Raw genomic sequence first — 24,289 nt, forward strand, 5'->3', positions numbered from 1 at the left:
ATTCAATATAACTGCACCCACCGACACGCCGTCAAGAGAAGAGGTGAGACCGGTCGACCCGCAGATCGCCTGGACACCACATACGGTCGACCTCGATCGCGCAGAATTCGCGAGTCGACTCCACGAGGCACTGGCCGTGTACGTCACCGCGATGGACTATCCGCGAGGAACCGAGTTCCATCGCGCACCGATGTGGCAGGAGCACGCGAACCGGCCTGGCTGGAAGGCAGTCGGCGCTTTGGCGGTTCCTCAGCAACCGTCACACGAAAATCTGCCGCTGGTGGGGATCGCTTACGGGTATCGCGGGAGCCCGGACCAGTGGTGGCATCAACAGGTACTGCACGGGCTTCGGCGCTCGGGTCGTCCCCAGAGCGAGATCGACGCGATTCTGAGCGACTACTTCGAACTCACCGAACTCCACGTGCATCCGAGCGGACAAGGTCACCGGTTGGGCGAATCGCTCTTGCGTCACCTCCTCGTCGATCGACCCGAACGTAGTGTTCTGTTGTCGACACCCGAGGTGTACGACGAGGACAACCGAGCCTGGCGGCTGTACCGTCGCCTCGGCTTTCGTGACGTGCTCCGCAGATTTCGTTTTGCCGGCGACAACCGGCCGTTCGCAGTCCTCGGCCGTGGACTGCCGCTGTGAGCGCGCTTCTCGACGCCGTCGTCGTCGGCTCCGGACACAACGCGCTCGTATCGGCCGCCTACCTCGCACGCGAGGGTTGGTCGGTCGAGGTTCTGGAGAAGGACACGGTTCTCGGCGGCGCCGTCTCGACCGTCGAGCGATTTCCCGGATACAAGGTGGACCGGGGGTCGTCGGCACACCTCATGATCCGACACAGCGGCATCATCGAGGAACTCGGACTCGGCGCGCACGGACTGCGCTACATCGACTGTGACCCGTGGGCGTTCGCGCCGCCCGCCCCGGGCACCGACGGGCCGGGCATCGTGTTTCACCGCGACCTCGACGCAACCTGCTGGTCCATCGAACGAGCATGCGGGACAAAGGACGCCGACTCCTACCGGCGATTCGTCGCGGTCTGGTCGGAGCGCAGTCGACATGTCATGAAAGCGTTTTCCGCACCGCCCACCGGATCGAACCTGATCGGTGCGTTCGGAGGTCTCGCCACCGCACGCGGCAACAGCGAACTGTCTCGGCAGTTCCTCGCGCCTGGCGACGCACTGCTCGACGAGTATTTCGACAGTGAGGCACTCAAAGCAGCGCTTGCGTGGTTCGGCGCCCAGTCCGGGCCTGCGATGTCGGAACCGGGAACCGCTCCGATGGTCGGCTTCGCGGCCCTCATGCACGTCTTGCCGCCAGGGCGAGCAGTCGGTGGAAGCGGCGCACTGAGTGCTGCGCTGGCCTCCCGGATGGCTGTCGACGGCGCCACCGTCGCGCTCGGTGACGGCGTGACGTCGATCCGCCGAAACTCGAGTCACTGGACCGCCACAACCGAGAGCGGTCGAGAAGTTCACGCTCGCAAGGTAATCGCCGGGTGCCACATCCTGACCACGCTCGATCTCCTGGGCCGAGGGGGCTTCGACCGAACCACGCTCGATCACTGGCGGCGGAAAATCAGGGTCGGCCCCGGCATCGGCGCGGTACTTCGACTGGCGACATCCGCGCTTCCGTCGTACCGCGGCGACGCCACGACACGGGAAAGTACCTCGGGATTGCAATTACTCGTCTCCGATCGCGCACACTTGCGCACTGCACACGGCGCAGCACTGGCGGGGGAACTTCCTCCTCGCCCTGCGGTTCTCGGAATGAGTTTCAGCGGAATCGATCCCACGATCGCCCCGGCCGGGCGGCATCAGGTGACACTGTGGTCGCAGTGGCAGCCGTATCGCCTCAGCGGACATCGCGATTGGGCATCGGTCGCCGAGGCGGAGGCCGACCGGATCGTCGGCGAGATGGAGGCTTTCGCACCCGGGTTCGCCGATTCCGTCCTCGACCGATTCATTCAGACTCCCCGGGACATCGAGTCGGAATTGGGGATGATCGGCGGAAATGTCATGCACGTCGAGATGTCACTCGATCAGATGATGTTGTGGCGACCGCTTCCGGAACTGTCCGGCCATCGCGTTCCGGGAGCAGACGGGTTGTATCTGACCGGAGCATCGACTCATCCCGGTGGCGGTGTGTCCGGAGCCAGCGGTCGCAGTGCGGCTCGAATCGCACTGTCGGACAGCCGCCAGGGCGCGACTCGTCGTTGGATGCGTCGTTCGAGCAGGTCGTGAAGGTCACCCGCCGAACTTCACCCGCCGACACGCCCCCGCCTCGATGACTGGCTACGCCACGGCTGGCACGATGACCACTGTGCAACAGTCCACCGATCCCGCCGCCAAGCCGACCAGTCGGAAACGTTTCCTGACGGTTGCCGCGCTCGCCCTCATGCTTGTTCCCTTGCTTGCCGGGTGCATCCGCGTGCAGGTGTCGATGGGAGTGTCCGCGAACGATCGTGTGACCGGACAGGTGGTAGCTGCCGCTATTCCGGCGAACGAGGCGGACAAGGGTCCGCAGCTGACCCCACCTTCGTCGCTGGAGGACAAGATACGGGTTCAGGAGTACAAGAAGGACGGGTACGTCGGCAGCCAGGCGTTCTTCAGCGACTTGTCCTTCGGTGACGTCGCCCAACTGGGCTCCATGTACGCCGAGGGGTCCGGGTCGTTCCAGATCACCCTCAAGCGATCCGGGGACACCGTCACGCTCGACGGCAAGGCAGACCTGAAGACGGTTCCGACTCAGGGCGCCGACGTCCAGGTCAGCATCGCCTTCCCGGCACGGGTCGGCACGACCAACGGAACACGAGACGGCGATTCCCGGGTGTCGTGGACCTTGCCCGCCGGCGAGGTGTCGACAATGCGCGCCGAGGTCAACTACGCGGACCCAAGCACCCGAAGCTTCGCCGGGTGGGCAGGAATCATGGCCGGGCTGGCGCTCGGTGTCGCGATTGTCGTCGGTGCGATGGCCTGGATGGCGCGCAATCGAGCACCGATCAAGCGCGCGCCCGCCGCGAAAGCACCGGTCATGAAGACGCCTGTCACGAAATCACCTGTCAGCAAGCAAGCTGACAACAGGAATCCGAAAAACACCGCGAAGTAGCGCCTGGCGATTGCCCCCCTCGATTGGTGTCGAGCGGGGCAACCGGGATCAGACGGCTTGTGCTGTCCCGACAGAGGTGTCGGGGGTGAGACCGAGTCGCTCGAGGACCTCACTGGTGGCGCGCGCGAAGTTCAGCGTGATGAAGTGCAGGCACGGAGCGCCTTCGGCGATCAACCGCTCACCCATCTCGGTGGCCAGATCGATGCCGAGTTCGCGGACCGCTGCACGGTTCTCGTCCGGACCGCTTCCGGCCGCGGCGTCGAATCGACGCTCGAGAGCGGGGGGCAATGACGAGCCCGAGAGCTCGAGCATGCGCCGCACCGAGCGTAGCGACGTCACCGGCATGATCTCCGGGATGATCGGCTTGGCGCCCTGTTCTGCGTCGTACGCACTCACCCGGTCACGAAGACGCAGGTAGTCCTCCACGTCGAAGAACATCTGTGTGATCGAGTACTCGGCGCCGGCACGCAACTTCGACACCAGGTACTTCGTGTCGTATGCCAAGTCCGGAGCGCGGTAGTGCCCCTCGGGGAACGATGCGACGCCGACGTGGAAGTCGCCCAGGTCACGGACCATCCGCACGAGTTCCTCGGCGTACTCGACGCCTTCGGGATGCTTCTTCCACTCGCCGAGCGGATCGCCGGGCGGATCGCCGCGCAATACGAGGATGTTGCTGATCCCACGATCGGCGTAGGCACCGACCATGGCGCGAAGCTCTTCGGTGCTGTGTGAGACAGCAGTCAGGTGAGCAACCGGCAGCAGGGTCGTCTCTTCGGCAAGTTCGCCGGTGACACGCACCGTACGATCGCGCGTCGAGCCACCTGCGCCGTAGGTCATCGAGACGAACGCCGGTCCGAGCCGCTCGAAGGTACGCACCGCACGCCACAGGCGCGCTTCGGCGTCCGCGTCACGCGGCGGCGAAAACTCGACCGAGAACGGAATACGGCTACCTGTCGAGGAAGCGATCCGATCGACGATCGACGGTGTTCGGGTGGCCCACCCCTCGCTGGAGCGGCCCCTGACTGGATCGAATGTCACCGGTCAAGCATATGTTTTCCAGCTGCAAACAAGCTCATCGCCCAGTACTGCGTATCCCGAATGTCAGGATCGCGCAGTTCACGGCCCGACCCGACGTTGATTCCAACCCCTACTAAGCTGGGCCCCAAGCTCGCTTCCGTGCAACCATCCGGCGCGAGAACATACCGATCTTGGAGGCCACCCTGTCCGCAGGAACCGCGCGCGTTGGACAGAGTTCGACCAACACCGCACCGCATCCGACCTCACTCGAACTGCCAGGTCTGTTCGAAGCAGCGCTCCGCGACTTCTTCGCTTCACGCCGCGAACTCGTCGCGAACATCGGCGGTGGATACGAGGAGGCCGTCAGCACCCTCGAGGCCTTCGTCCTGCGCGGAGGAAAGCGCGTCCGACCGTCGTTCGCCTGGACGGGATGGCTCGGCGCCGGAGGCGACCCGAACGGTAAGGGCGCAGACGCGGTGATTCGTGCGTGCGCCGCCCTCGAACTGGTGCAGGCCTGCGCGCTCGTCCACGACGACATCATCGACGCATCCACGACCAGGCGCGGCTTCCCGACCGTTCACGTCGAATTCGAGGACCAGCACCGAGACGAGGAGTGGAGCGGCGATTCCGCGCACTTCGGCGAGGCCGTCGCCATTCTTCTCGGCGACCTGGCCTTGGCCTGGGCGGACGACATGATCCGAGAATCCGGGATCAGCCCCGAGGCGGCCGCACGTGTCAGCCCGGTCTGGTCGGCAATGCGCACCGAGGTGCTCGGTGGCCAATTCCTCGACATCAGCAATGAAGCCCGAGGCGACGAGACCGTCGAGGCAGCCATGCGGGTCAACCGCTACAAGACCGCCGCGTACACGATCGAACGCCCACTGCACCTCGGCGCCGCGCTGTTCGGTGCGGACGCCGAGTTGGTCGATGCCTACCGGACCTTCGGCACGGACATCGGTATCGCCTTCCAACTTCGCGACGACCTGCTCGGTGTCTTCGGAGATCCGTCCGTCACGGGCAAACCGTCGGGCGACGATCTCATCGCCGGTAAGCGAACTGTCCTGTTCGCGATGGCGCTTGCCCGCGCCGACGCCGCAGATCCGGCGGCAGCAGAACTGCTCCGCAACGGAATCGGCACCCAGCTGACCGACACCGAGGTCGACACTCTGCGCCAGGTGATCACCGATCTGGGCGCCGTCACCGACGTCGAAACGCAGATCGACACCCTCGTCGAGGCAGCTGCGAACGCCCTCGACTCGAGCACGGCAACGGCAGAGTCCAAGGCTCGCCTGACCGACATGGCGATCGCGGCCACGAAGCGAAGCTACTGACCGTGGCACACGTGCACCGCACTCGAACCGTCAGCTCGCCGACCGATCGAGTCGTGATCGTCGGCGCGGGACTTGCCGGACTGTCTGCGGGGTTGTATCTGCGTGGCGCCGGCCGCGACGTCACGATTCTCGAGAGCAACAGCTCGGTCGGTGGGCGAGTCGGTGTCTACCAGGGCAATGACTACAGCATCGACAACGGCGCAACGGTGCTCACGATGCCCGAACTCGTCGAAGACGCCCTTGCGGCCGTCGGCGCCGACCCAGCCTCGACAAACCCCAAATTCGTTGTGCACAAGCTCGATCCGACGTACCACGCGCGATTCGCAGACGGCACCGCTCTCGATGTCCACGCCGACCCAGAAGACATGGCTGCCGAGGTCTCCCGTGTCTGCGGGCCGGAAGAAGCGCAGCGATACCGTGCGTTGCGGCAATGGCTGAACCGGATCTTCGACGCGGAATTCGACCGCTTCATGGACGCCGACTTCGATTCTCCCCTCGGACTGGTCAATTCGCGTGACGCAGTCAAAGATCTGAGCCGGCTCGTCGCACTGGGAGGATTCGGGAAACTGGGCGGGCAGGTGGATCGCAAGATCCGCGACCCTCGCCTCCGGCGGATCTTCACCTTCCAAGCGCTGTATGCGGGCGTTGCTCCGTCTCGGGCCCTCGCGGTGTACGGGGCGATCGCTCACATGGACACCTCACTCGGCGTCTACTTCCCCGAGGGCGGAATGCGCACGATCGCCGAGTCGATGGCCGACGCCTTCACCGAGGCCGGCGGAATTCTGCATCTCGGCCGCACTGTCGAACGCCTCGAGGTGAGCGGACGGCGCGTGCACACCGTTCACACACGCGACGGCGAGCGCTTCGACTGTGACGCCGCCGTCCTCACTCCCGACATGGCCGTCACGGACTCGCTGTTGCGCCCGCATACGCGATTGCGTCCGCGCCCGGTGCGTACATCGCCGTCCGCTGTCGTGATTCACGGCACTGTTTCCTCCGCGGTCGCCGACGAATGGCCCGCGCAGCGACACCACATGATCGACTTCGGCGAGGCGTGGAAGCGTACCTTCTCCGAGATCACGGCACGCCGCGGCCGCGGGCGGCTGATGAGTGATCCGTCACTGCTCGTCACCCGACCGGCACAGACCGATCCGAGCCTGGCCTTCTCGCGAGACGGCCGAATCCGTGAACCGCTGTCAGTCCTCGCGCCGTGCCCGAATCTGGACAGTGCGCCGCTCGACTGGGAAGTTCTCGGCCCGGCCTACGTGCGTGAAATCATCCTCACGCTGCAAGAACGTGGCTATACGGGACTGGTGGAGGGGTTCGATATCGATCACATCGACACCCCGCAGACCTGGCTCGAAAAGGGCATGGCCGCGGGTAGCCCGTTCGCGGCGTCACACACCTTCACCCAGACGGGGCCGTTCCGACGCAAGAACCTCGCCCGCGGCTTCGACAACGTCGTTCTCGCCGGATCGGGAACCGTTCCGGGGGTGGGAGTACCGACCGTTCTGCTGTCCGGACGGCTCGCCGCCGAACGTATTACCGGTACACGCGAGCGAGCCAGCGCGGTGGGCACTCGTGCGAGCAACTAAACTGGCCCCTCGTAACCGACCATTCATCCACGATTCACCGACTCGGGCGCTGCATGCGCCGATCGACACCGATCTCCTCGGGGGAGGAACCTGCACCGATGACGTCCTCTGCCGCAGCCACTGAAAGACCGTGGCACCTAAGGGCCGCCAATTTCCTTCGGACTCCCGAAGGTCACAGTGCACTGCTCGGTTTCTTCGGCGCAGTCATGATCACTTTCGGCGGATTCGGTGCCGGTAGCGTCCGGCGCCAAGATCCGCTGCTCGAGTCGATGCATCTGTCCTGGCTCCGTTTCGGACACGGATCGATTCTGTCGGCGGCCATCGTCTGGATCGGTGTCCTGTGCATGATCGCCGCCTGGGTTCGACTGGGCCGCTCGACTCTGCGCGGTGACGTCTCGTTGCGCGGCCTGCGCTACGTCGTCCCGGTCTGGACGTTTCCGCTGCTGTTCGCGGTGCCCATGTTCAGCCGTGACGCCTACTCCTACCTGGCCCAAGGCGCGTTGTTGCGCAACGGCTTCGACCCGTATGCCGTCGGCCCCGTCGTCAATCCGGGAATCCTGCTCGACAACGTCTCCAACGTGTGGACGACGACAACTACCCCGTACGGTCCGGTTCACCTTCTCCTTGCCGACGCCATCGTTCGGCTGACCGGTGAGAACGTCATCGCCGGCACGATGCTGTTGCGGATCACGATGCTCCCCGGACTCGCCCTGATGATGTGGGCCGTTCCCCATCTCGCGACGAAGCTCGGCGGAAACACCTCGATCGCCCTGTGGCTCGCAGTACTCAATCCCCTCGTCCTGATCCACCTGATCGGCGGCGTTCACAACGAGATGCTCATGGTCGGCCTCATGGCCGCAGGCATTGCGCTCGCTCTCGAACGCAAGCACCTCTTCGGGATCGGGCTGATCGCGCTCGCCGTCGCGATCAAGGCAACCGCGGGCGTCGCACTTCCCTTCATAGTCTGGATCTGGATGATCCACGAGCGGGAGGACGCCGCAGCGGCCGGGCGAGAACCGGCGTCACCGATCCGATCGTTCGTCAAAACGGCCGGCGCAGGTTTCGCGGTGTTCGTGGCGGTACTCGGATCCACCTCACTGATCGCCGGAGTCGGCCTCGGCTGGACGACGGCACTCTCCGGTTCGGCAAAGATCATCAACTGGCTCTCGCTGCCCACGATCGTGGCGCACATCGGAACCATGGCAACCTCCTGGTTCGCCGGCGACCATTTCAACGACATCCTCGAAGTCTCCCGGACCATCTCGGCGGTTGTGTTGATCGCGATCATCGCCGTCGTGTGGTGGCGCTACCGCAAGACCGAGCGCGACGCCGTCATGGGCATCGTGATCGTGATGGTCGCCATCGTCGTTCTGTCCCCCGCAGCACTCCCCTGGTACTACTCCTGGCCGCTGGCAGTAGCTGCCGGTTTCGCAATGTCGCCGACGACTCTCGCCGTACTGACCGGGCTGTCCACCTGGCTGATGCTGGTGTTCCAGCCGGACGGATCGATCGGCCTGTACACCTTCCCGCACGTGGCTCTGGCCATCGTCGCTGCCGTGATCGCGGCGATGTCCTTGCAGACGGAAGACCCACTGCGACTTCGTGGACGCAAACACGAGAAACCGATCGAAATGACGTCAGCCGCCTCGGCGCCCTCGACGTCAGGATCTGCGTGATCCGCGTGTCATGAACGCACTGCCTGCGTCCTATGAATTCTGCGAGGGCGTGACGAGGGAACACGGCCGAACGTACTTTCTGGCCACCCGGTTGTTGCCCGTACCTCGACGCCGCGCAGTTCACGCGCTCTACGCATTTGCTCGCGTCGTCGACGACATCGTGGACGAACCCTCGGGTCCGCATGAACGAGGCACGGTGCTCGCCGACGTCGAACGTGCAGCCGTCAACGCACTCGACAACCCCACTGCGACAGGTGGCTTCCCGTCGACGGTTCCCCTCGACCTGACACGCGTACTCCCGGCCTTCGCGGATGCTGTGAAGACGTTCGACATCCCGCGCGCATATTTCGACGCCTTCTTCGAGTCCATGCGGATGGACGCCCCCGACACGGCGAAGTTTCGACCCGTTTACAACACGATGGACGAACTCAGCGAGTACATGTACGGCTCCGCCGTCGTCATCGGTTTGCAGATGCTCCCGATTCTCGGAGTGAGCGTTCCGCAGCAGGAAGCTGTAGTGCCCGCGTCGAATCTCGGTGAGGCGTTTCAGCTGACCAACTTCATCCGCGACGTCGGTGAAGACCTCGACCGGGGACGTCTGTATCTACCGGCGGGCGAGTTCGCCGCCTTCGGGGTCGACATCGAGATGCTCGAGCACGGGCGCAGAACCGAAACGGTGGACGTTCGGGTCAAGCGCGCGCTGGCACACTTCATCGCCGTGACGCGGGGGCGGTATCGGACCGCCGAATCCGGCATCCCGATGCTCGACCGACGGGTCCAGCCGTCGATCCGCACGGCTTTCGTGTTGTACGGAGCAATTCTCGACCAGGTCGAGCGCGCCGACTTCCGGATACTGCATCGACGTGTGTCCGTTCCCGGACGCACGCGACTTCGAGTCGCTGCGCCGGGTCTGGTCCGGTCGGCAACCTACGCGGCGAAAAACCGCATGCGGTGAGTTGTCAGAAGGCCGGCAGCTCAGAAAGCCATGGCCTGTGCGCGGCGGATGACCTCACGCGCGAGATCACCATGCAGTGCGTCCACCGGGCGCCCCGGCAGGGAATCGTCGGCCAGGAACAACCAGCGGAGGATTTCGACATCGGTGTAGCCGCCGTCGTGCAGCACCGCCAGCAGACCGGGCAGCCACTTGACGATCTGGCCGTCCTCGCCGAAGAACACTTCGGGGACACCGAGAACGCCATGCCGCTTGACTGCGATGATCTTGTGATCGCGAAGCAACTGGTGAACCTTGCTCACCGGCAACCCGACGTTCTTCGCCACATCCACAAGCTGGAACAGGGAAACCGAAGAATCCAGGACATCATCACAATAAGGAATCGCGCTCACCGCGAGAAGTTTATCCGGTCCGGCGAGCCCGCTGTGTACCGCCCGGTGCAGTGCTCGAAACTGCCGCTCCGCTCAGGTCACAACGCTCTGTGACGTTCTCGAGACTTCCGCGTCGGTATCGCTGGCTACGATGGACGGGATGCGGCATATCAGTAACCGGGATTTCGCGGTGGATGTAAATGGGTGCCCTCACTGCGGGAACCGGTACGCGGTATACAACCACCCACATTGCTGACAGCTACCACCCAGACCGCAAGCAGACAGATCACAAGCACGCAGATCACAAGCACGCAGATCGCAAGCACGGAGGAACAGTCATTACGGAGGTCGAGGGTTGATCGGCGAAATGCTCGAGCGCCGCTATCGAGTGGACGCACCGATCGCGCGCGGCGGTATGTCGACCGTGTATCGAGGCCTCGATACACGGTTGGATCGACCTGTCGCGATCAAGGTGATGGATCCGCAATTCGCCGGCGATCCAGCGTTCCTGACTCGTTTCGAGTTCGAGGCCCGGGCCGTGGCCCGACTCAAGCATCCGGCCCTTGTGGCCGTCTACGACCAAGGCAGCGATCGCAATCACGTGTTCCTCGTGATGGAACTCGTCGACGGTGGAACCTTGCGTGAACTCCTTCGTGAGCGCGGACCGATGCCGCCACACGCAGTCGCTGCAGTAGTGGCACCTGTCCTGGACGCGTTGGCGGTGGCGCATCGAGCGGGACTGGTTCACCGTGACGTCAAACCCGAGAACATCTTGATCTCGGACACCGGCGAAGTGAAGATCGCCGACTTCGGATTGGTGCGTGCAGCTGCGGCAGCAACCACCACCTCCAACAGCGTGATCCTCGGCACCGCGGCCTATCTGTCGCCGGAACAGGTGACGTCAGGAATTGCCGACACTCGAAGCGACGTCTACTCGACCGGCGTGTTGATGTTCGAACTTCTCACCGGTACAACACCGTTCACCGGCGATACGTCACTCTCCATCGCCTACCAACGCATCCACGACGATGTCCCGCGCCCAGGTTCACGTATCCCCGGTGTACCGGCGCAGTTCGATCGTCTGGTTGCCGAAGCCACTCACCGCGAGCCCGCACATCGTTTCGCCGACGCCGGTGAGATGGCAGCTGCACTTCGCAGTGTGAGCGAGCAACTGGAACTTCCGTCATACCGCGTTCCCGCTCCGCGTCGAAGCGCCCAGCACCAGAGCGCGCAAGTTGCCCCGGCCCGGCCACAACCGGCGCCTGCGCCTCCCACGGAGGTACACCCGAACTCTGCTGCGCGCCCGAACCCTGCTGCCACGACGGTATTGGCGTCCGGCGTGGCCCCGGCTGTGGCAGCCACCACGGCGCTCGGCACGGGCTCTCCTCCCCCTGGCGGTATCCAGCACACTCGCGCGGTCACCGCACAAACTGCTCGTCCGGCGACGGTCGACGGCGACTCGGATTTCGACGACGGTTCCGATTTCGGCGACGACCACCCGGGGCACGACGATCCGCATGCTCATTTTGTCGAGGCACGTCGTAAATCGCGACGAGCCACCCTGATCTGGCTGCTCGTCATCGCGGTCCTCGCGCTCGCGTTGGGCTTCGGCGGATGGTGGATGGGCTCGGGCCGCTATACAGCCGTTCCCTCGATCGACGGGCTGACCAAGGACACTGCGGTCACCGCTCTGCAGGACGCCGGGCTCTCCCCCGACGTCCAGGGTCAGTACTCCGACGCCCAACCCATCGACACGGTGATCGGGACGGACCCGGCCTCCGGCTCGAGGGTTACCAAAGGCTCGACCGTCGCGCTGCTGACTTCGCTCGGGCGTCCGACTGTCCCGCCCATTCCGGCCGGCGGCGACGTCTCGGCCCTGGGCGCACAACTCGCCGACCGCACTCTCGTCGCGGTCGACGGCGGGGACACATTCAGCTCCAAGATCCCGATCGGCGGCGTGGCCGCGCTCGACCCGGCACCGGGAACCGAAGTTGCCGTGGGCTCCTCGGTCAAGGTCATCACATCCAAAGGGTCACCGCCCGTGGACATTCCCGATGTGAAGGGCATGTCCGAGAACGCTGCGCGCGCCGCCCTCGACAAGGTAGGCATCTCAGTCAGCACCACCAGAACAACGTTCGACGACGCCGTCGAGGGCGGTAGCGTGATCGGCACCGATCCCGCAGTCGGGTCCTCCGTCAACGCCGGCACCTCCGTGGTTCTGCTCATCTCCGACTCCGTCAAGGTTCCCTCGCTGATCGGCCGCTCCGTCTCCTCAGCACGCGAAGAACTCGGCCGCCTCGGCCTCGAGATCACCGTGCGTCAGCTCACCCAGAACGACAGCTCGGTCATCATCAGCCAGAGCGTCAAGAACGACCTCGTTGCCAAGGGCACCGACATCAGCGTCGTCGCAATTCCCTGACAGTCCGCTTCGGCCTAATCTGAATTCATGGCCACGTGGGAACCCGAGAGCATTGGGATACTCGACTTGCCGTCGGGGAGATCGATTCGGGGTCGAGGACTCCGCAATCCACTTCCTTCGGGACCTCTCCCCACCTTCGGCGTCTATCTGACCGGTAAAGAACCTCCCGACACCGAGTGGGAGTCGGAGTGGGTCCGCTGGCGAGATTTCTGGTTGCCGAGCGATCCCGATGCGCTGCGCAGGGCCTTGCACGAAGTGTGGGTGCGCTCGGAAACCGAAAGAGTCGAGATCGCGTGCGGTGGTGGATACGGCCGCACCGGAACAGCGTTGGCCGCTCTTGCCGTCATGGACGGAGTGCCCAGTAAGGACGCCACCGCGTACGTTCGCGCACGTTACTCACCTCGCGCCGTCGAAATGCCCTGGCAGCGCCGATTCGTCACACGATTCACGCAATAGCGAACGCCCCCACCTGCGCGAGCGGGTGAGGGCGTTTGCCGAAAATCTATGCCGGCGCGAATCAGCTTCGGCGAAGCAGGGTTTCAGCCTCGCAGCATCTCGGCCACGAGGAACGCGAGCTCCAACGACTGTTGGGTGTTCAATCGGGGGTCGCACGCCGTCTCGTAGCGACCGCCGAGATCGAGGTCGGAGATGTCCTGCGCGCCGCCGAGGCACTCGGTGACGTTCTCACCGGTCAGCTCGACGTGGATGCCACCCGGATGCGTGCCGAGACCGTTGTGGACCTCGAAGAATCCCTGAACCTCGTCGACGATGCGGTCGAAGTGGCGCGTCTTGTACCCGGTGGAGGCTTCGTGGGTGTTGCCGTGCATCGGATCGCACTGCCAGATGACCTGGTGACCGGTGGCTTGGACCTTCTCGATGATCGCCGGCAGCAGGTCGCGGACCTTGCCGTTGCCCATGCGCGAGATCAGAGTCAGACGACCCGGCTTGTTGGTGGGGTCGAGACGCTCGACGTATTCCACCGCCATTTCCGGCGTCGTGCTCGGGCCGATCTTGAGGCCGATCGGGTTGGACACCAACTCGGCGAAGGCGATGTGCGCGCCGTCGAGCTGACGAGTGCGGTCACCGATCCAGAGGAAGTGAGCCGACAGGTCGTAGAGCTTGGGGTGATCGCTGTCGTTGTCGAGACGCAGCATCGCGCGCTCGTAGTCGAGAACCAGGGCCTCGTGGCTGGCAAAGATCTGTGCCTGGTGCAGGCTCGGATCGGTGACGCCACACGCGTTCATGAACTGCAGGCCGCGGTCGATCTCGGCTGCCAGTTGCTCGTAGCGTGCGCCCGCGGGAGACGCTGCGACGAATTCGCGGTTCCAATCGTGCACCTTGTGCAGGTCGGCCATGCCGGCGCCGGTGAGTGCGCGAACCAGGTTCATCGCGGCGCTGGCGTTGGCGTATGCACGCACCAGTCGCGAAGGATCGTGGGCGCGGACTGCCTCGTCGGCGACGAGCGAGTTGATCATGTCGCCGCGGTAGGACTTCAGACCCAACGAGTCGATGTCGGCCGAGCGCGGTTTGGCGTACTGGCCGGCGATGCGAGCGACCTTGACGACCGGCATCGAGGAACCGTAGGTGAGCACGACGGCCATCTGCAGCAACGTGCGGATGTTTCCCTTGATGTGCGGCTCGGTGTTGTCCGCGAAGGTCTCGGCGCAGTCACCGCCCTGGAGCAGAAATGCCTCACCACGCGCGACCTGCGCGAGACGCTCTTGCAGCGCCTCGACTTCGCTGGCCACCGTGATGGGAGGCACGCTCTCGAGCACAGTCCGCATGGCGGCCGCCTGGTCAGCGGGCCACGAGGGCTGCTGAGCAGCGGGCTTCGCGAGCGCCTCGTCGAGCTGCTTACGCAGTCCGGCAGGCAGCGGCGGGAGTTCGGGCAAGCGGTCGATCGGCACGTCGACAGTCCAGTTCACCTCTACAGGATATTCGCTCGCTCGTCGGCGCGTCACACAGGCTCTCGATCGCAGCCCAATCGGAACACTTCCCGCGCACCGAAACCTGGGTCAGCGAAGTGACCGTGCAGCCGAAATGGCGTCGAACTTCACGAGGTTGTGCCTGGCGTCGGCAAGTGCGTCGTGTGCGTCGGCGGGCGCCGACGGGAGGGCAGGACTGCCGTTGTCTTCCCAGAACTGTCGGAGTTCGCGGGTGTACCGCGGCATCGACTGCGGTAGTTCCGTCATGTCGCCCCACAACTGGCACAGCGCGACGTGGTCGTAGGCGGCGACCCACGCCCAGAGCTCCGGAACCACCATCGGCCGCGGAACGAAGAATTTCAGAAGATCGTCGCGGATCTTCTCGCGTGATTTCCACAGCGGCGACGAAGGCTGCGGCAACTTCGGCAGCACGTTCTTGCGCACCCAACTACCGGCACGGGCGGGATCGAACTCCGTCGAAACCGCGTAGTACTCTCGGCCGTCCTCACAGACAACGCCGATGGACACGAGATCGATGGTTCGACCGTCTTCGATGAATTCACAGTCGTAGAAGTAGCGCACGTCCGAAAACTATGCCGCACGCGCAGGCTCTGGAGCCAATGCGCGTGCGGCCGGTGTGGGAAATCTCTAGCTGGCTTGTGCGTCCGGGAGCGAATCCTTGTCGGACTTCGCGGATTCCTTCGACTCGGCCGAGGCCACGAGATCGACAACCGACTCGCCGCCTTCCGTCGGAACGTCGACGGCAGCTTCGGGTTTCGTGGGCGCCTGGTTCTTGAGGCTTGCCGCGTAGATGTCCACGTACTCCTGGCCGGAGAGTTTCATCAACTTGTACATCACCTCGTCGGTCACAGCGCGCTCGACGAAGCGGTTTCCGCCCATGCCTTCGAAGCGGGAGAAATCGATGGGTTCGCCGACGATCACGGTGACCTTGGCGGGACGCCACATCCGTGAGCCGATCGGATTCATCTTGTCGGTGCCGACCATCGCTACCGGGATCACCTTGACGCCCGATTCAAGTGCGAGGCGCGCCATTCCGGTCTTGCCCTTGTAGAGGCGACCGTCAGGCGAGCGCGTCCCCTCGGGGTAGATACCCAGCAGGCTGCCCGAACCGAGGACCTTGAGACCGGCGTTGAGTGCATCCTGCGCCGCGTCTGCACCGGTTCGGTCGATGGGGACCTGACCGACCGCGGTGAAGAACCACTTCTGGAAAGCGCCCTTCAGACCGGAACCGGTGAAGTACTCACTCTTGGCAAGGAACGTGATGCGACGGTTGACGCGAAGCGGAAGGTAGAACGAGTCCAGAACCGCCTGGTGATTGCTGGCCAGAATGGCCGCCCCGTCAGTCGGAATGTTTTCGTGACCCTTGACCGTCGGACGCCCGAGCAGCCAGAGAATCGGCCCCAGCAACACATACTTGAAGAGCCAATACCACACGGCGTCCCTCCCATTCACAGCTGAATTTCGCTGAGTACGACCTTACTGCCGACCGGTAACCCCCGCTACACACGCCCCTGCAGGATCGACCCGATCACAGTCCGGCAGACGTGGTTCCAGCGCCGTCGACCCCACCGAGATCCTGAGGCACTACCGATCGGGCCAAAGCGGCGGCGCCGACCATGCCCGCAGCTTCGCCCAGCTGAGCGGAACGGATGCGGGCCAGTGGGCGGTGCTTCGCCCCGGTCAACAATGTCGCGTATTGCTCGCGGGCGTCGTCGAGAAACAGTGGGGCAGAACTCGCGACGCCGCCGGCGATCACGACCAGATCGGGATCGTAGACGTCACCGACCATGGCCAGACCCACGGCCAGCCAACGGGTGAACTCGGCGATCGTTGCCAGCGCGAGTGGGTCACCGTCCTGCGCGGCGTTGGCGATCCGGCGACCGGTGAGCGAACCAGGATCCACCGCTACCTCACGCGCCAGGACCGTCGACGCGGCCGGGTCGGCGGCAAGCAGTTCGATTGCCGTGTCGACGAGCGCCGTTCCGCTGCAATAGCGCTCCCAACACCCACGTTTGCCACACGCGCACTGACGCCCGCCCGGAACGACCTGGATGTGGCCCAGTTCGGGAGCGACGCCGTGACTCCCCCGGTACAGCTCACCGTTGATCAGCAGCGCTCCACCGATTCCGGTCCCGATTGCCACCATCACGACATTGCGGCCACCTGCGGCCGCGCCGAATCGGTGCTCCGCGAACGCCGCCGCATTGGCGTCGTGTTCGAGAACGACCGGCAAGCCGAGCCGCTTGCTCAAGTCACTTCCGACCGGCGCGTCCACCCACGGCAAGTGCGGAGCGAACCGAACCGAGCTTCGATCGGAGGTGATGAAGCCGGCGACCGCCAATCCCACGGCCGATACCTCGTGCCTGGTGACCAATTCGCGCACGACGCGATCGAGACCGTCTTCGAGTGCCCTGGCCGACTGCGGGGTCGGGGCTTGAATCATCTCGAGCACTTGTCCGTCGACGTCCACGACGGAGGCCCTGATACTCGTCCCGCCGACGTCGATGCCGACCGTCAAGATGTCGTCCATGGTGGAGTCGGAGACCGCTTTCAAGCGGCGCGCGCTCATCGCGACGATTCCCGCGCGAGCGGCGTCCGCTGGAGTGCGCACCCTGAATCGGTGCTTCGTGCGTCGGTGACCATTGTGTCGATTGTGCTCATCTCGGGCCGTTCGCTCTACCCGGGGTACTGAGTCAGTCCTTGACCGTCACGTTGATCGGGACAAATGCCGCCGTGCGAGTTCGCTCCGCACCTGGCGTCGTCGGACCGCCGTCCGGTCCACGATCGGGACCTGACGGCCCCCCGAGAAACTCGTCGAGAATCTCACGAAGCAACGCAAGGAATGCTGCTGCTTGACCCGCGAGGAATGCCAACAGTTCGTGGTGCTCACCGCGAACCAGTGCGGCGAGGGCGCACACCGGGCACCAGCTGCAGCCGGTGAACACCGGCTGCGTGTCCGTGGACGCCGAGTCACTCGCAACGTCTGCCGTCGCTGCTGCGGCCTTCTGCAGCACCGGTTCCAGGCGCGTCAGAACGGTTTCCGCCAGCGCGCGAAACTCCGCGACGAGGCGCTCGTGCTCTTCGCTCATACCGGCCACACCGCGGGATCCGGGCTGAACCGGATGATCAGGTAACTGCCGTCCAACTCCGCCCCGTTCACGACACAACGACGCAGCACCGACGCCAAACGAACTCTGCGTCGTACGCCGTCTGCTCCCACCAGCACATCGTCCTCCACCCGGCCCAACGACAACGACGACGGATCCACGAGCGGAAGGTACATCCGCATCACGTACACCGAATCGACTCCGGTCCCGGACTCCAACGACACCACGATGTTGTCCGCGGTACCGACGGTGCCCGAATCCGTGCCCGTTCCACCCTCGAACGTGGCCGCGATCTCGCCCAGAGCGGCCAACCCTACCGGTTCGGCGCAAGCGCGTTCGACCGTTGTGACGGACATTCCATCGGTTGATCCACGCAGTTCGTCCACGACGAGTGCCTGAGCCGCCCGGATCGACGCGAGCCACTGCGCCGCCGGTGAATCGTCGACACCCTTCCCGGCGGACGAGTTGAACTGCGGGACAAGGTTGTTGACCACAATCCCGTCAACTCGCAACCCGGCCAGAGCCAGCCCGGACAACGTCCGACGAGTCGCCGCGACCGACACGCCGTCGGCCGACGTCACCACACGCACGCCGGTGTTCTCCCGATCCGAGAGGTGAACCGCGATCCGATCCACCGACGCGAGCACGCGTTCGACGACGGACACGAGCAGGAGCAGCCGCATGTCCGTACCTGTCACAGCGACCATCCGCCTGTGCCGCGGCCACAATCGCTCGAGATACTCCGACACCATCGACGGCGAGCCGAGTATCCGCAGCGCTTCGGCGGCGGCCGGACAGTCCACGATCACGAGGTCGTAGTCGCCGCTGTCCGAGAGGTCGACGATCTCGGCGAGCCCGAGCATGTCTTGGATGCCCAGGGATCCCGTCAACTCTTCCGGTTCCAAGCCCTCGAACGACGAACCGTGTTCGTGATCTCCCGCTCCAAAAGTTCCTGCAGCGTCGATCAACCCCGACAATCCTCGGAACTTGTCCTCGAGGAGCGCTGACGTGTCGAGTTGCCGGACGTCGAGACGCTCGGTGAGAGATGTGGTCGTTCGCGGATTCGGCACGCCCAGGACGTCTGCAAGAGAACCTGCCTGATCGATCGACACGAGCAGCACTCTCGCCCCATCGGTCGCAGCCGACACAGCAGTCGCTGCGGCAAGCGTCGTCGTGCCTACTCCGCCTTTACCGACGAACAGTTGGACGCGCGATCGTTGCTCCGGCACTCAGCCCTCGACTCGCTTCTTCAGTTCCTTCAGAGCTGTGTCGGTGATGATCTTCTCGGCCTTGCGCTTGAACAGTCCGATCATCGGAATCGTCAGGTCGACCGTCAACTCGTAGGTGACCGACGTGGTGCCGTTCGGGCCGGGCTCGAGTGTGTACGAACCGAATTGGGACTTCTGAATCTCGCCCGAGATCAGCTCCCAACTCACCGCCATACCGTCCGGTGCCCACGAATACTGCAGTTCGTAGGTGTCCTTCACCATCCCCGCGTCGAGGACGAAACGTACTCGGTCCGCGCGGCCGCCCTGTCCCGGCGCCGTCACCTCGACGGACTTCGCCGCGGCCACCCACTCGGGGTACCGCTCGAAATCGGCGATGACGTCCATCACGGCGTCGGCAGGAGCGTCGATGCTGATCAACCCCTTGGTCTTCTCGGCCATACGACTGCGCTACCTTCCTTCGTCAAAAGTCCAGAACCTGCACAACGTGCAGTGCTTCGATTATCAGTCCGGTGCTACTCCGGCGGCACGTCCCGCTTCGAGTTCGCGTTTGAGCTGGAACGACATGACCTTGCCATCGACCCGACGCTTGCGGTTCATCCCGGCGAGGTCGAGGGTCGCCAGATCGGACGGCGATACGCCGACCGGCTCACAGTGCAGGAAGTAGTGCGCGATCGTCCCGTCCATGACCGGTTCGAGCCACACCTCCATGGTGCCGACCAGCTGACCTGACACTCCCCAACGGAATCCTGCGGGACCGCGATCTTCCCGGACTTCGAGCTCGAGATCACTGAACCAGCGACGCCACTGCGCGCGCGAGGACAACAGTTCGGCGACCCGCTCGGGCGGGGCGGCGATGAAAGTCTGGTCTGCGACCTGAATGCTGCTCACCGAAGTAGCTTCACATATCGCGTCCGCGAAGCGTCGAGGGGTGTCGCAACACTACATACCGGACAGACTGTAAGCCTGGCCACAACTGCGTCGGACATGCGACTACAGTAGGAGACGAAAACCCTACTCGTCAGTATTTCGCAGTGTCGGAGGTATTTCGTGCCTGAGTTCAGCGCACCCCAGACGTTCACCATTCCCGAGGATGCCTCCGCGGTCGACTCGGTCTTCGCCTTCGCGAAGACGAAGCCGGCGGCGGTTGTCTACAAGCGCAAAGTCGGAAATGCATGGGTCGATGTCACTGCAGGCGATTTCGCCGCTCAGGTGACTGCCGTCGCCAAGGGCCTCATCGCGATCGGCGTCAAGCAGGGCGACCGCGTCGGCCTCATGTCGGCGACGCGTTTCGAATGGCCGCTCGTCGACTACGCCATCTGGGCAGCCGGTGGCGTGACGGTTCCGATCTACGAAACCTCCGCAGCCGAGCAGGTTCGTTGGATTCTCGAGGACTCCGAAGCAATCGACCTCATCGTCGAGAACGACACTCACGCCGCGACCGTGAAGGACGTCGCTGCAGCCGCCCCCGCGCTGCGCACGGTCTACCAGATCGATGCCGCGGCGGGCGGTAAGGGTGTCGTCGAGGAATTGACCGCACTGGGCGCCGACATCTCCGACGAGGACGTCCACGCCCGCGTCGCGGCACTGAAGGCATCCGATCCCGCGACCCTGATCTACACGTCGGGCACCACGGGCCGACCCAAGGGCTGCCAGCTGACGCACTCCAACCTGATTGCCGAGTCGAAGGGCATCCTCGACTCCAACCTCGGCACGCTGCTCAAGACTCCTGGCGTCCGCACGCTGATGTTCTTGCCGCTCGCGCACGTTCTCGCTCGCGCAGTCAGCATCGCGTCGTTCGACGCCGGTGCAGCGCTGGGGCACACGAGTGACATCCCGAACCTCGTTCCGACGTTCGGCGAGTTCAAGCCCGACTTCATCCTCTCGGTGCCGCGCGTGTTCGAGAAGGTCTACAACAGCGCACGCGCCAAGGCGCACGGCGACGGCAAGGGAAAGATCTTCGACGCGGCCGCAGACACCGCCGTCGCGTGGAGCGAGGCGCAGGACAAGGGCGGCGCCGGCATCGTTCTCAAGGCCAAGCACGCTCTCTTCGACAAGCTCGTGTACTCGAAGCTGCGCGCAGCGCTCGGCGGGCAGTGCCAGCTGGCCATTTCCGGTGGTGCACCTCTGGGCGCTCGACTCGGCCACTTCTTCCGCGGTATCGGCGTCACGATCTACGAGGGCTACGGACTGACCGAAACCACCGCGGCCTTCGCCGTCAACACCATCGGCGCACAGAAGGTCGGTTCTGTCGGAAAGCCGTTGGCCGGCAACTCCGTTCGTATCGCAGAAGACGGCGAAATCCTCCTCTCGGGACCGGTGGTCTTCACCGGCTACTGGCGCAACGAGAAGGCCACCGCCGAGTCGATCGAGAACGGCTGGTTCCACACCGGCGACCTCGGCACCGTCGACAAGGACGGCTACATCACCATCACCGGCCGCAAGAAGGAAATCATCGTCACGGCAGGCGGCAAGAACGTCTCCCCCGCTCAGCTCGAAGATTCCCTTCGCGCGCACCCGCTGATCAGCCAGGCCATCGTGGTCGGCGACCAGAAGCCTTTCATCGGCGCCCTCATCACCATCGACGCCGAAGCTCTTCCCGCCTGGAACGAGCGCAACAACAAGGCCGCAGGAACCACAGCGGCCGACCTGGTTTCGGACGGCGAACTGGTCGGCGAAATCCAGGACGCCATCGACGAGGCCAACAAGCTCGTCTCACACGCCGAGGCGATCAAGAAGTTCCGCATTCTTCCGGTCGACTTCTCCGAGGACACAGGCGAACTCACGCCCACGATGAAGCTCAAGCGCAACGTCGTGCACGAGAGCTTTGCCGCCGACATCGAAAAGATCTACGCCAAGTAGTCTTTCGCCGATCAGTCCTCTGCCGACACGAACGTGCCGACATGAACGGCCCGCACCGAATTCGGTGCGGGCCGTTCGCGTTCGAGTCCCGTTTGCTCAGCCGAGGAGATTACGCAGTTTGGAAGCGAGCGTGTCCCACTTCCAGTCTTCGGCAACCCATGCCCGGCCGGCTGCTCCCATCGCGGCCGCGCGATCACGATCGGACAGCACCTCGATCACGGATTCGGCGACGTCGCGAACAGAGGTGCCGTCGACCACGAGCCCGGTCTTGTTCTGCTGCACCGTTTCCGGAGCGCCACCACTGCGCCCGGCGATGACCGGCACACCGGTAGCCGAGGCCTCGAGGTAGACGATTCCCAGTCCTTCGACGTCCAATCCGGCGCCTCGGGTACGGCACGGCATGGCGAACACGTCGGCGATCGTGTGGTGCGCCGCCAACTCTGCGGCGGGCACCGTGCCCGTGAAGACGACGTGATCGTCCATCCCGGTCTTACGCGCCAATTGGCGGAGATGGTCCTCGTACGGCCCACCTCCGACGATCACCAGTACCGCCCCGTCAATGCTCTTGCGTACGGTCGGCAGCGCCTTGATGAGCATGTCCTGCCCCTTGCGTGGCACGAGCCGCGACAGGCACAGGATCGTGGGCCGCTCGCCCAGCCCGTATCGCTTACGCAGTTCCGCGCGGGCGACCGAGTCCGGGTGGAACACTGACGTGTCCACTCCGGAAGGAAGGTGCTCGAGCGCCGCTTGCGGGCCGAAGGCCGCCGAGAACCGCCCACGGGTGTATTTGCTGACGAACGTCACCGCATCGGTGTGGTCACCGATCACACGCAACGACTGCCGCGCACCGGGAATCATCGACCATCCGACCTCGTGGCCGTGAGTACTCGCGATCACTCGGCTCGCTCCGGCGCGTCGAACAACCGGTGCCAACAACGCCAACGGCGCTGCCGCACCGAACCAGACCGACTCGCAGTCGTGCTTCTTGACCAACTTCGCGGCTCGACGAGCAACAAAAGGCGACGGCAGCATCAGCGTCGTCGGGTGCCGAACGACCTCGAAAGGCTGTGCCGCATCGAACTTCTTGTGTGAGTCGCCCCGCCACCGCGGTGCGTACACCACCAACTTGTCCGGCGGCAGATGCCCGGCGAACGTGTGGAGATAGGACTGGATACCTCCGGGGCGAGGAGGAAAATCGTTGGTCACCAAGAGGGTCCGGCGCATCCGTCCACCGTAGGGCACTCGGTGCTTCAAACGTGCGAAGGGCACCTCGCCGCTGCAATCGACCCAGCCGCGAACCGCTCAGCCCAGATGGCTGTTGGTCCAGTCGACCCATCCGGCTCGCAGTTCCTCGGTTCCGACGCCAACGACCGCTCGGATCCGCGAATCGAGGTCTTCGGCCGTCATCTTTCCGGAGGCGAGAGCGCGAAAGAGGTCGGTCAGCTTTGCTTCTCCGAATCGATCGGCGATATACGCGTTGATCGACCACGCCGATTCGTACGCCAGTGAACTCACGACCGGTACACCGCTGAACTGCGTGTCGTCCGGAAACTCGGTCGGAGTATCGCCGGAGCGTACCGCTGCTGCCAGAGTCGGCGCGATCTCACCCCAGGCCCGCGAGGATCCACGGTTTCCCGCGTATTCGGCAAACCCTTCCAATACCCACATCGGCGACCCGTCACGGGTTTTCGATCGGGCGGCTATGTGCATCAGTTCGTGGCGCAAAACCGTTCGCCTGGTGATGTCGGTCAACCTCGAAGCCGCGGCAGGCGAGAAGACCACCCGCTGGCCGCTCACGTCGGAAGACCCGTCCGCCGTCGCATCCGCGACCGACACTGCAGCAATCGAAGCGCCGTCGTGATGGGAGCCGACCAGTGCGGTGAATTCCTCAGCGGACCCCGCCACCATGAGCACCGCGCGCTCGGACCACCACGGCCCCCACAACTGCGTCGTGTTCTCGATGGCTGAGTCCACATCGGCAGCCAAAGCGTCGACGAACGCCTGCTGACCCGGGTGGCCGATCACCAGCGCGTTACCCGCAGAATTCTCGGCGACGGCAAGCGGGCCGAAGTCCCAGGGGCCGTTCCAGGATTCGCCCGCCGTTCGGGCGCCGTCCAGTCCGACGATCGACCCGTCCGCAAGAACCGACCACTGATCGCCGCGTTTCGCGAGCGTCATGGACACTGCCTTGCGCGTGGGCAATGCGTCGACGCCGTCGAGGGCGTACCGCAACAGAACTTGCGCATTCCATACTTCGACGTCTCCGCCCGGCGCACCGGTTCGCGGCGCCGGAGTCAGGCCACCGCTGGGAATCTCGTATCCCCAATCGGAGAATTCGAGCGCTCCCGCTGCAGTGGCTCGTCGAACTTCCGCCTCGAGCACACCGGGTGCGGCAGAACTGTCGACGAACTTCGCCAGCCCCGACGGATCGTCGGACATCTGAGCCGCGGCCCATGCATCGAGAAAGCTCTGGACTTGAGCGCTGCGTTCCGCGTCCTGTTCGGCGGCGGCGTTTTCGTCGGAATCGGACCTGTTCGTCAGGAAGATCGTCAGGCCCAGAACGAGCACCACGGCTACACCGAGCGCCACGAGGGCCGGATACTCCCAACGGCGTGGTCGATCTGCGCCGACGTCGGGCGTCGTCATCGGTTCAGTCGGCACGGTGCCGAGTGTAGGAG

At 64.5% G+C, this 24,289-nt stretch carries 22 protein-coding genes; 10 read left to right on the forward strand and 12 right to left on the reverse strand.

All coding sequences use genetic code 11. The annotated features are described in order from the left end of the window. The first annotated feature begins 43 nt into the window (after positions 1-43). The 3 genes from ATN38_RS12265 to ATN38_RS12275 all read left to right on the forward strand — a co-directional run bounded on the left by ATN38_RS12265 (position 44) and on the right by ATN38_RS12275 (position 3,109). Positions 44-649 (forward strand): N-acetyltransferase, encoded by a 606-nt coding sequence (locus tag ATN38_RS12265; protein WP_042921844.1) that lies wholly within the window; start codon positions 44-46, stop codon positions 647-649. Next, positions 646-2,244 (forward strand): NAD(P)/FAD-dependent oxidoreductase, encoded by a 1,599-nt coding sequence (locus tag ATN38_RS12270; RefSeq protein ID WP_218748054.1) that lies wholly within the window; start codon positions 646-648, stop codon positions 2,242-2,244. The genes ATN38_RS12265 and ATN38_RS12270 overlap by 4 nt, the downstream gene beginning before the upstream one ends. 70 nt (positions 2,245-2,314) lie before the next feature. Beyond that, positions 2,315-3,109 (forward strand): DUF3153 domain-containing protein, encoded by a 795-nt coding sequence (locus ATN38_RS12275; protein WP_075833434.1) that lies wholly within the window; start codon positions 2,315-2,317, stop codon positions 3,107-3,109. A gap of 48 nt (positions 3,110-3,157) precedes the next feature. Here the strand turns inward: ATN38_RS12275 and ATN38_RS12280 are convergent, their stop codons facing one another. Next, complete coding sequence (locus tag ATN38_RS12280; RefSeq protein WP_003941803.1) at positions 3,158-4,147, reverse strand: methylenetetrahydrofolate reductase; 990 nt, start codon at positions 4,145-4,147, stop codon at positions 3,158-3,160. 170 nt (positions 4,148-4,317) lie between these two features. On the opposite strand from ATN38_RS12280, the gene ATN38_RS12285 reads away from it, so the two are divergent. From ATN38_RS12285 to ATN38_RS12300, 4 genes are all read left to right on the forward strand, one after another. Further along, a complete protein-coding gene (locus ATN38_RS12285; RefSeq protein WP_218748055.1) occupies positions 4,318-5,457 on the forward strand; it encodes a polyprenyl synthetase family protein in 1,140 nt (379 codons plus the stop codon). A gap of 2 nt (positions 5,458-5,459) precedes the next feature. Beyond that, entirely contained in the window at positions 5,460-7,052 is a 1,593-nt protein-coding gene (gene crtI, locus ATN38_RS12290) for a phytoene desaturase family protein (protein WP_214927267.1), read from the forward strand. Between the two features lie 98 nt (positions 7,053-7,150). After that, the gene (locus ATN38_RS12295; protein ID WP_003941737.1) at positions 7,151-8,728 is read left to right on the forward strand and encodes an alpha-(1->6)-mannopyranosyltransferase A; all 1,578 of its coding nucleotides are present in this window, start codon (positions 7,151-7,153) and stop codon (positions 8,726-8,728) included. Between the two features lie 10 nt (positions 8,729-8,738). Next, positions 8,739-9,683 (forward strand): phytoene/squalene synthase family protein, encoded by a 945-nt coding sequence (locus tag ATN38_RS12300; RefSeq protein ID WP_064075442.1) that lies wholly within the window; start codon positions 8,739-8,741, stop codon positions 9,681-9,683. 20 nt (positions 9,684-9,703) lie between these two features. Here the strand turns inward: ATN38_RS12300 and ATN38_RS12305 are convergent, their stop codons facing one another. Further along, positions 9,704-10,072, reverse strand: a complete 369-nt coding sequence (locus tag ATN38_RS12305; protein ID WP_003941747.1) for an Rv2175c family DNA-binding protein — start codon at positions 10,070-10,072, stop codon at positions 9,704-9,706. 334 nt (positions 10,073-10,406) lie between these two features. On the opposite strand from ATN38_RS12305, the gene pknB reads away from it, so the two are divergent. Further along, positions 10,407-12,470, forward strand: a complete 2,064-nt coding sequence (gene pknB, locus ATN38_RS12310) for a Stk1 family PASTA domain-containing Ser/Thr kinase (RefSeq protein WP_003941667.1) — start codon at positions 10,407-10,409, stop codon at positions 12,468-12,470. 27 nt (positions 12,471-12,497) lie between these two features. Next, on the forward strand, positions 12,498-12,926 hold the full coding sequence (locus ATN38_RS12315; RefSeq protein ID WP_003941706.1) for a protein-tyrosine phosphatase family protein: 429 nt from the start codon (positions 12,498-12,500) through the stop codon (positions 12,924-12,926). An 83-nt stretch (positions 12,927-13,009) separates the two neighbouring features. Here the strand turns inward: ATN38_RS12315 and ATN38_RS12320 are convergent, their stop codons facing one another. From ATN38_RS12320 to ATN38_RS12355, 8 genes are all read right to left on the reverse strand, one after another. Then, positions 13,010-14,395 (reverse strand): class II 3-deoxy-7-phosphoheptulonate synthase, encoded by a 1,386-nt coding sequence (locus ATN38_RS12320; protein WP_007730070.1) that lies wholly within the window; start codon positions 14,393-14,395, stop codon positions 13,010-13,012. A gap of 90 nt (positions 14,396-14,485) precedes the next feature. Next, positions 14,486-14,977: a polyadenylate-specific 3'-exoribonuclease AS gene (locus tag ATN38_RS12325; protein WP_003941683.1), complete on the reverse strand. Its 492-nt coding sequence runs from the start codon at positions 14,975-14,977 to the stop codon at positions 14,486-14,488. A gap of 66 nt (positions 14,978-15,043) precedes the next feature. Beyond that, positions 15,044-15,850 (reverse strand): 1-acyl-sn-glycerol-3-phosphate acyltransferase, encoded by an 807-nt coding sequence (locus tag ATN38_RS12330; RefSeq protein WP_218748056.1) that lies wholly within the window; start codon positions 15,848-15,850, stop codon positions 15,044-15,046. A gap of 94 nt (positions 15,851-15,944) precedes the next feature. Next, the gene (locus tag ATN38_RS12335; protein ID WP_020969875.1) at positions 15,945-16,985 is read right to left on the reverse strand and encodes an ROK family protein; all 1,041 of its coding nucleotides are present in this window, start codon (positions 16,983-16,985) and stop codon (positions 15,945-15,947) included. A gap of 124 nt (positions 16,986-17,109) precedes the next feature. Next, on the reverse strand, positions 17,110-17,505 hold the full coding sequence (locus ATN38_RS12340) for a hypothetical protein (RefSeq protein ID WP_042453569.1): 396 nt from the start codon (positions 17,503-17,505) through the stop codon (positions 17,110-17,112). Then, on the reverse strand, positions 17,502-18,752 hold the full coding sequence (locus ATN38_RS12345; protein ID WP_073512214.1) for an ArsA family ATPase: 1,251 nt from the start codon (positions 18,750-18,752) through the stop codon (positions 17,502-17,504). The genes ATN38_RS12340 and ATN38_RS12345 overlap by 4 nt, the downstream gene beginning before the upstream one ends. Beyond that, the gene (locus tag ATN38_RS12350) at positions 18,753-19,190 is read right to left on the reverse strand and encodes an SRPBCC family protein (RefSeq protein WP_003941701.1); all 438 of its coding nucleotides are present in this window, start codon (positions 19,188-19,190) and stop codon (positions 18,753-18,755) included. 63 nt (positions 19,191-19,253) lie between these two features. Beyond that, entirely contained in the window at positions 19,254-19,640 is a 387-nt protein-coding gene (locus tag ATN38_RS12355; protein ID WP_003941776.1) for a hypothetical protein, read from the reverse strand. A gap of 159 nt (positions 19,641-19,799) precedes the next feature. Between ATN38_RS12355 and ATN38_RS12360 the strand changes: the two genes are divergently transcribed. Further along, on the forward strand, positions 19,800-21,611 hold the full coding sequence (locus ATN38_RS12360) for a long-chain fatty acid--CoA ligase (RefSeq protein ID WP_047887999.1): 1,812 nt from the start codon (positions 19,800-19,802) through the stop codon (positions 21,609-21,611). A 96-nt stretch (positions 21,612-21,707) separates the two neighbouring features. On the opposite strand, the gene ATN38_RS12365 is transcribed toward ATN38_RS12360, so the two are convergent. Together ATN38_RS12365 and ATN38_RS12370 are read right to left on the reverse strand one after the other, a co-directional pair. Then, positions 21,708-22,835, reverse strand: coding sequence for a glycosyltransferase family 4 protein (locus ATN38_RS12365; RefSeq protein ID WP_003941734.1), 1,128 nt, complete (start codon positions 22,833-22,835; stop codon positions 21,708-21,710). Positions 22,836-22,913: 78 nt separating this feature from the next. Further along, positions 22,914-24,272, reverse strand: coding sequence for a peptidase MA family metallohydrolase (locus tag ATN38_RS12370; RefSeq protein ID WP_230691661.1), 1,359 nt, complete (start codon positions 24,270-24,272; stop codon positions 22,914-22,916). Positions 24,273-24,289: the final 17 nt, after the last annotated feature.

The organism is Rhodococcus sp. FH8, from assembly GCF_019266085.1.
Lineage (GTDB): Bacteria > Actinomycetota > Actinomycetes > Mycobacteriales > Mycobacteriaceae > Rhodococcus_F > Rhodococcus_F qingshengii.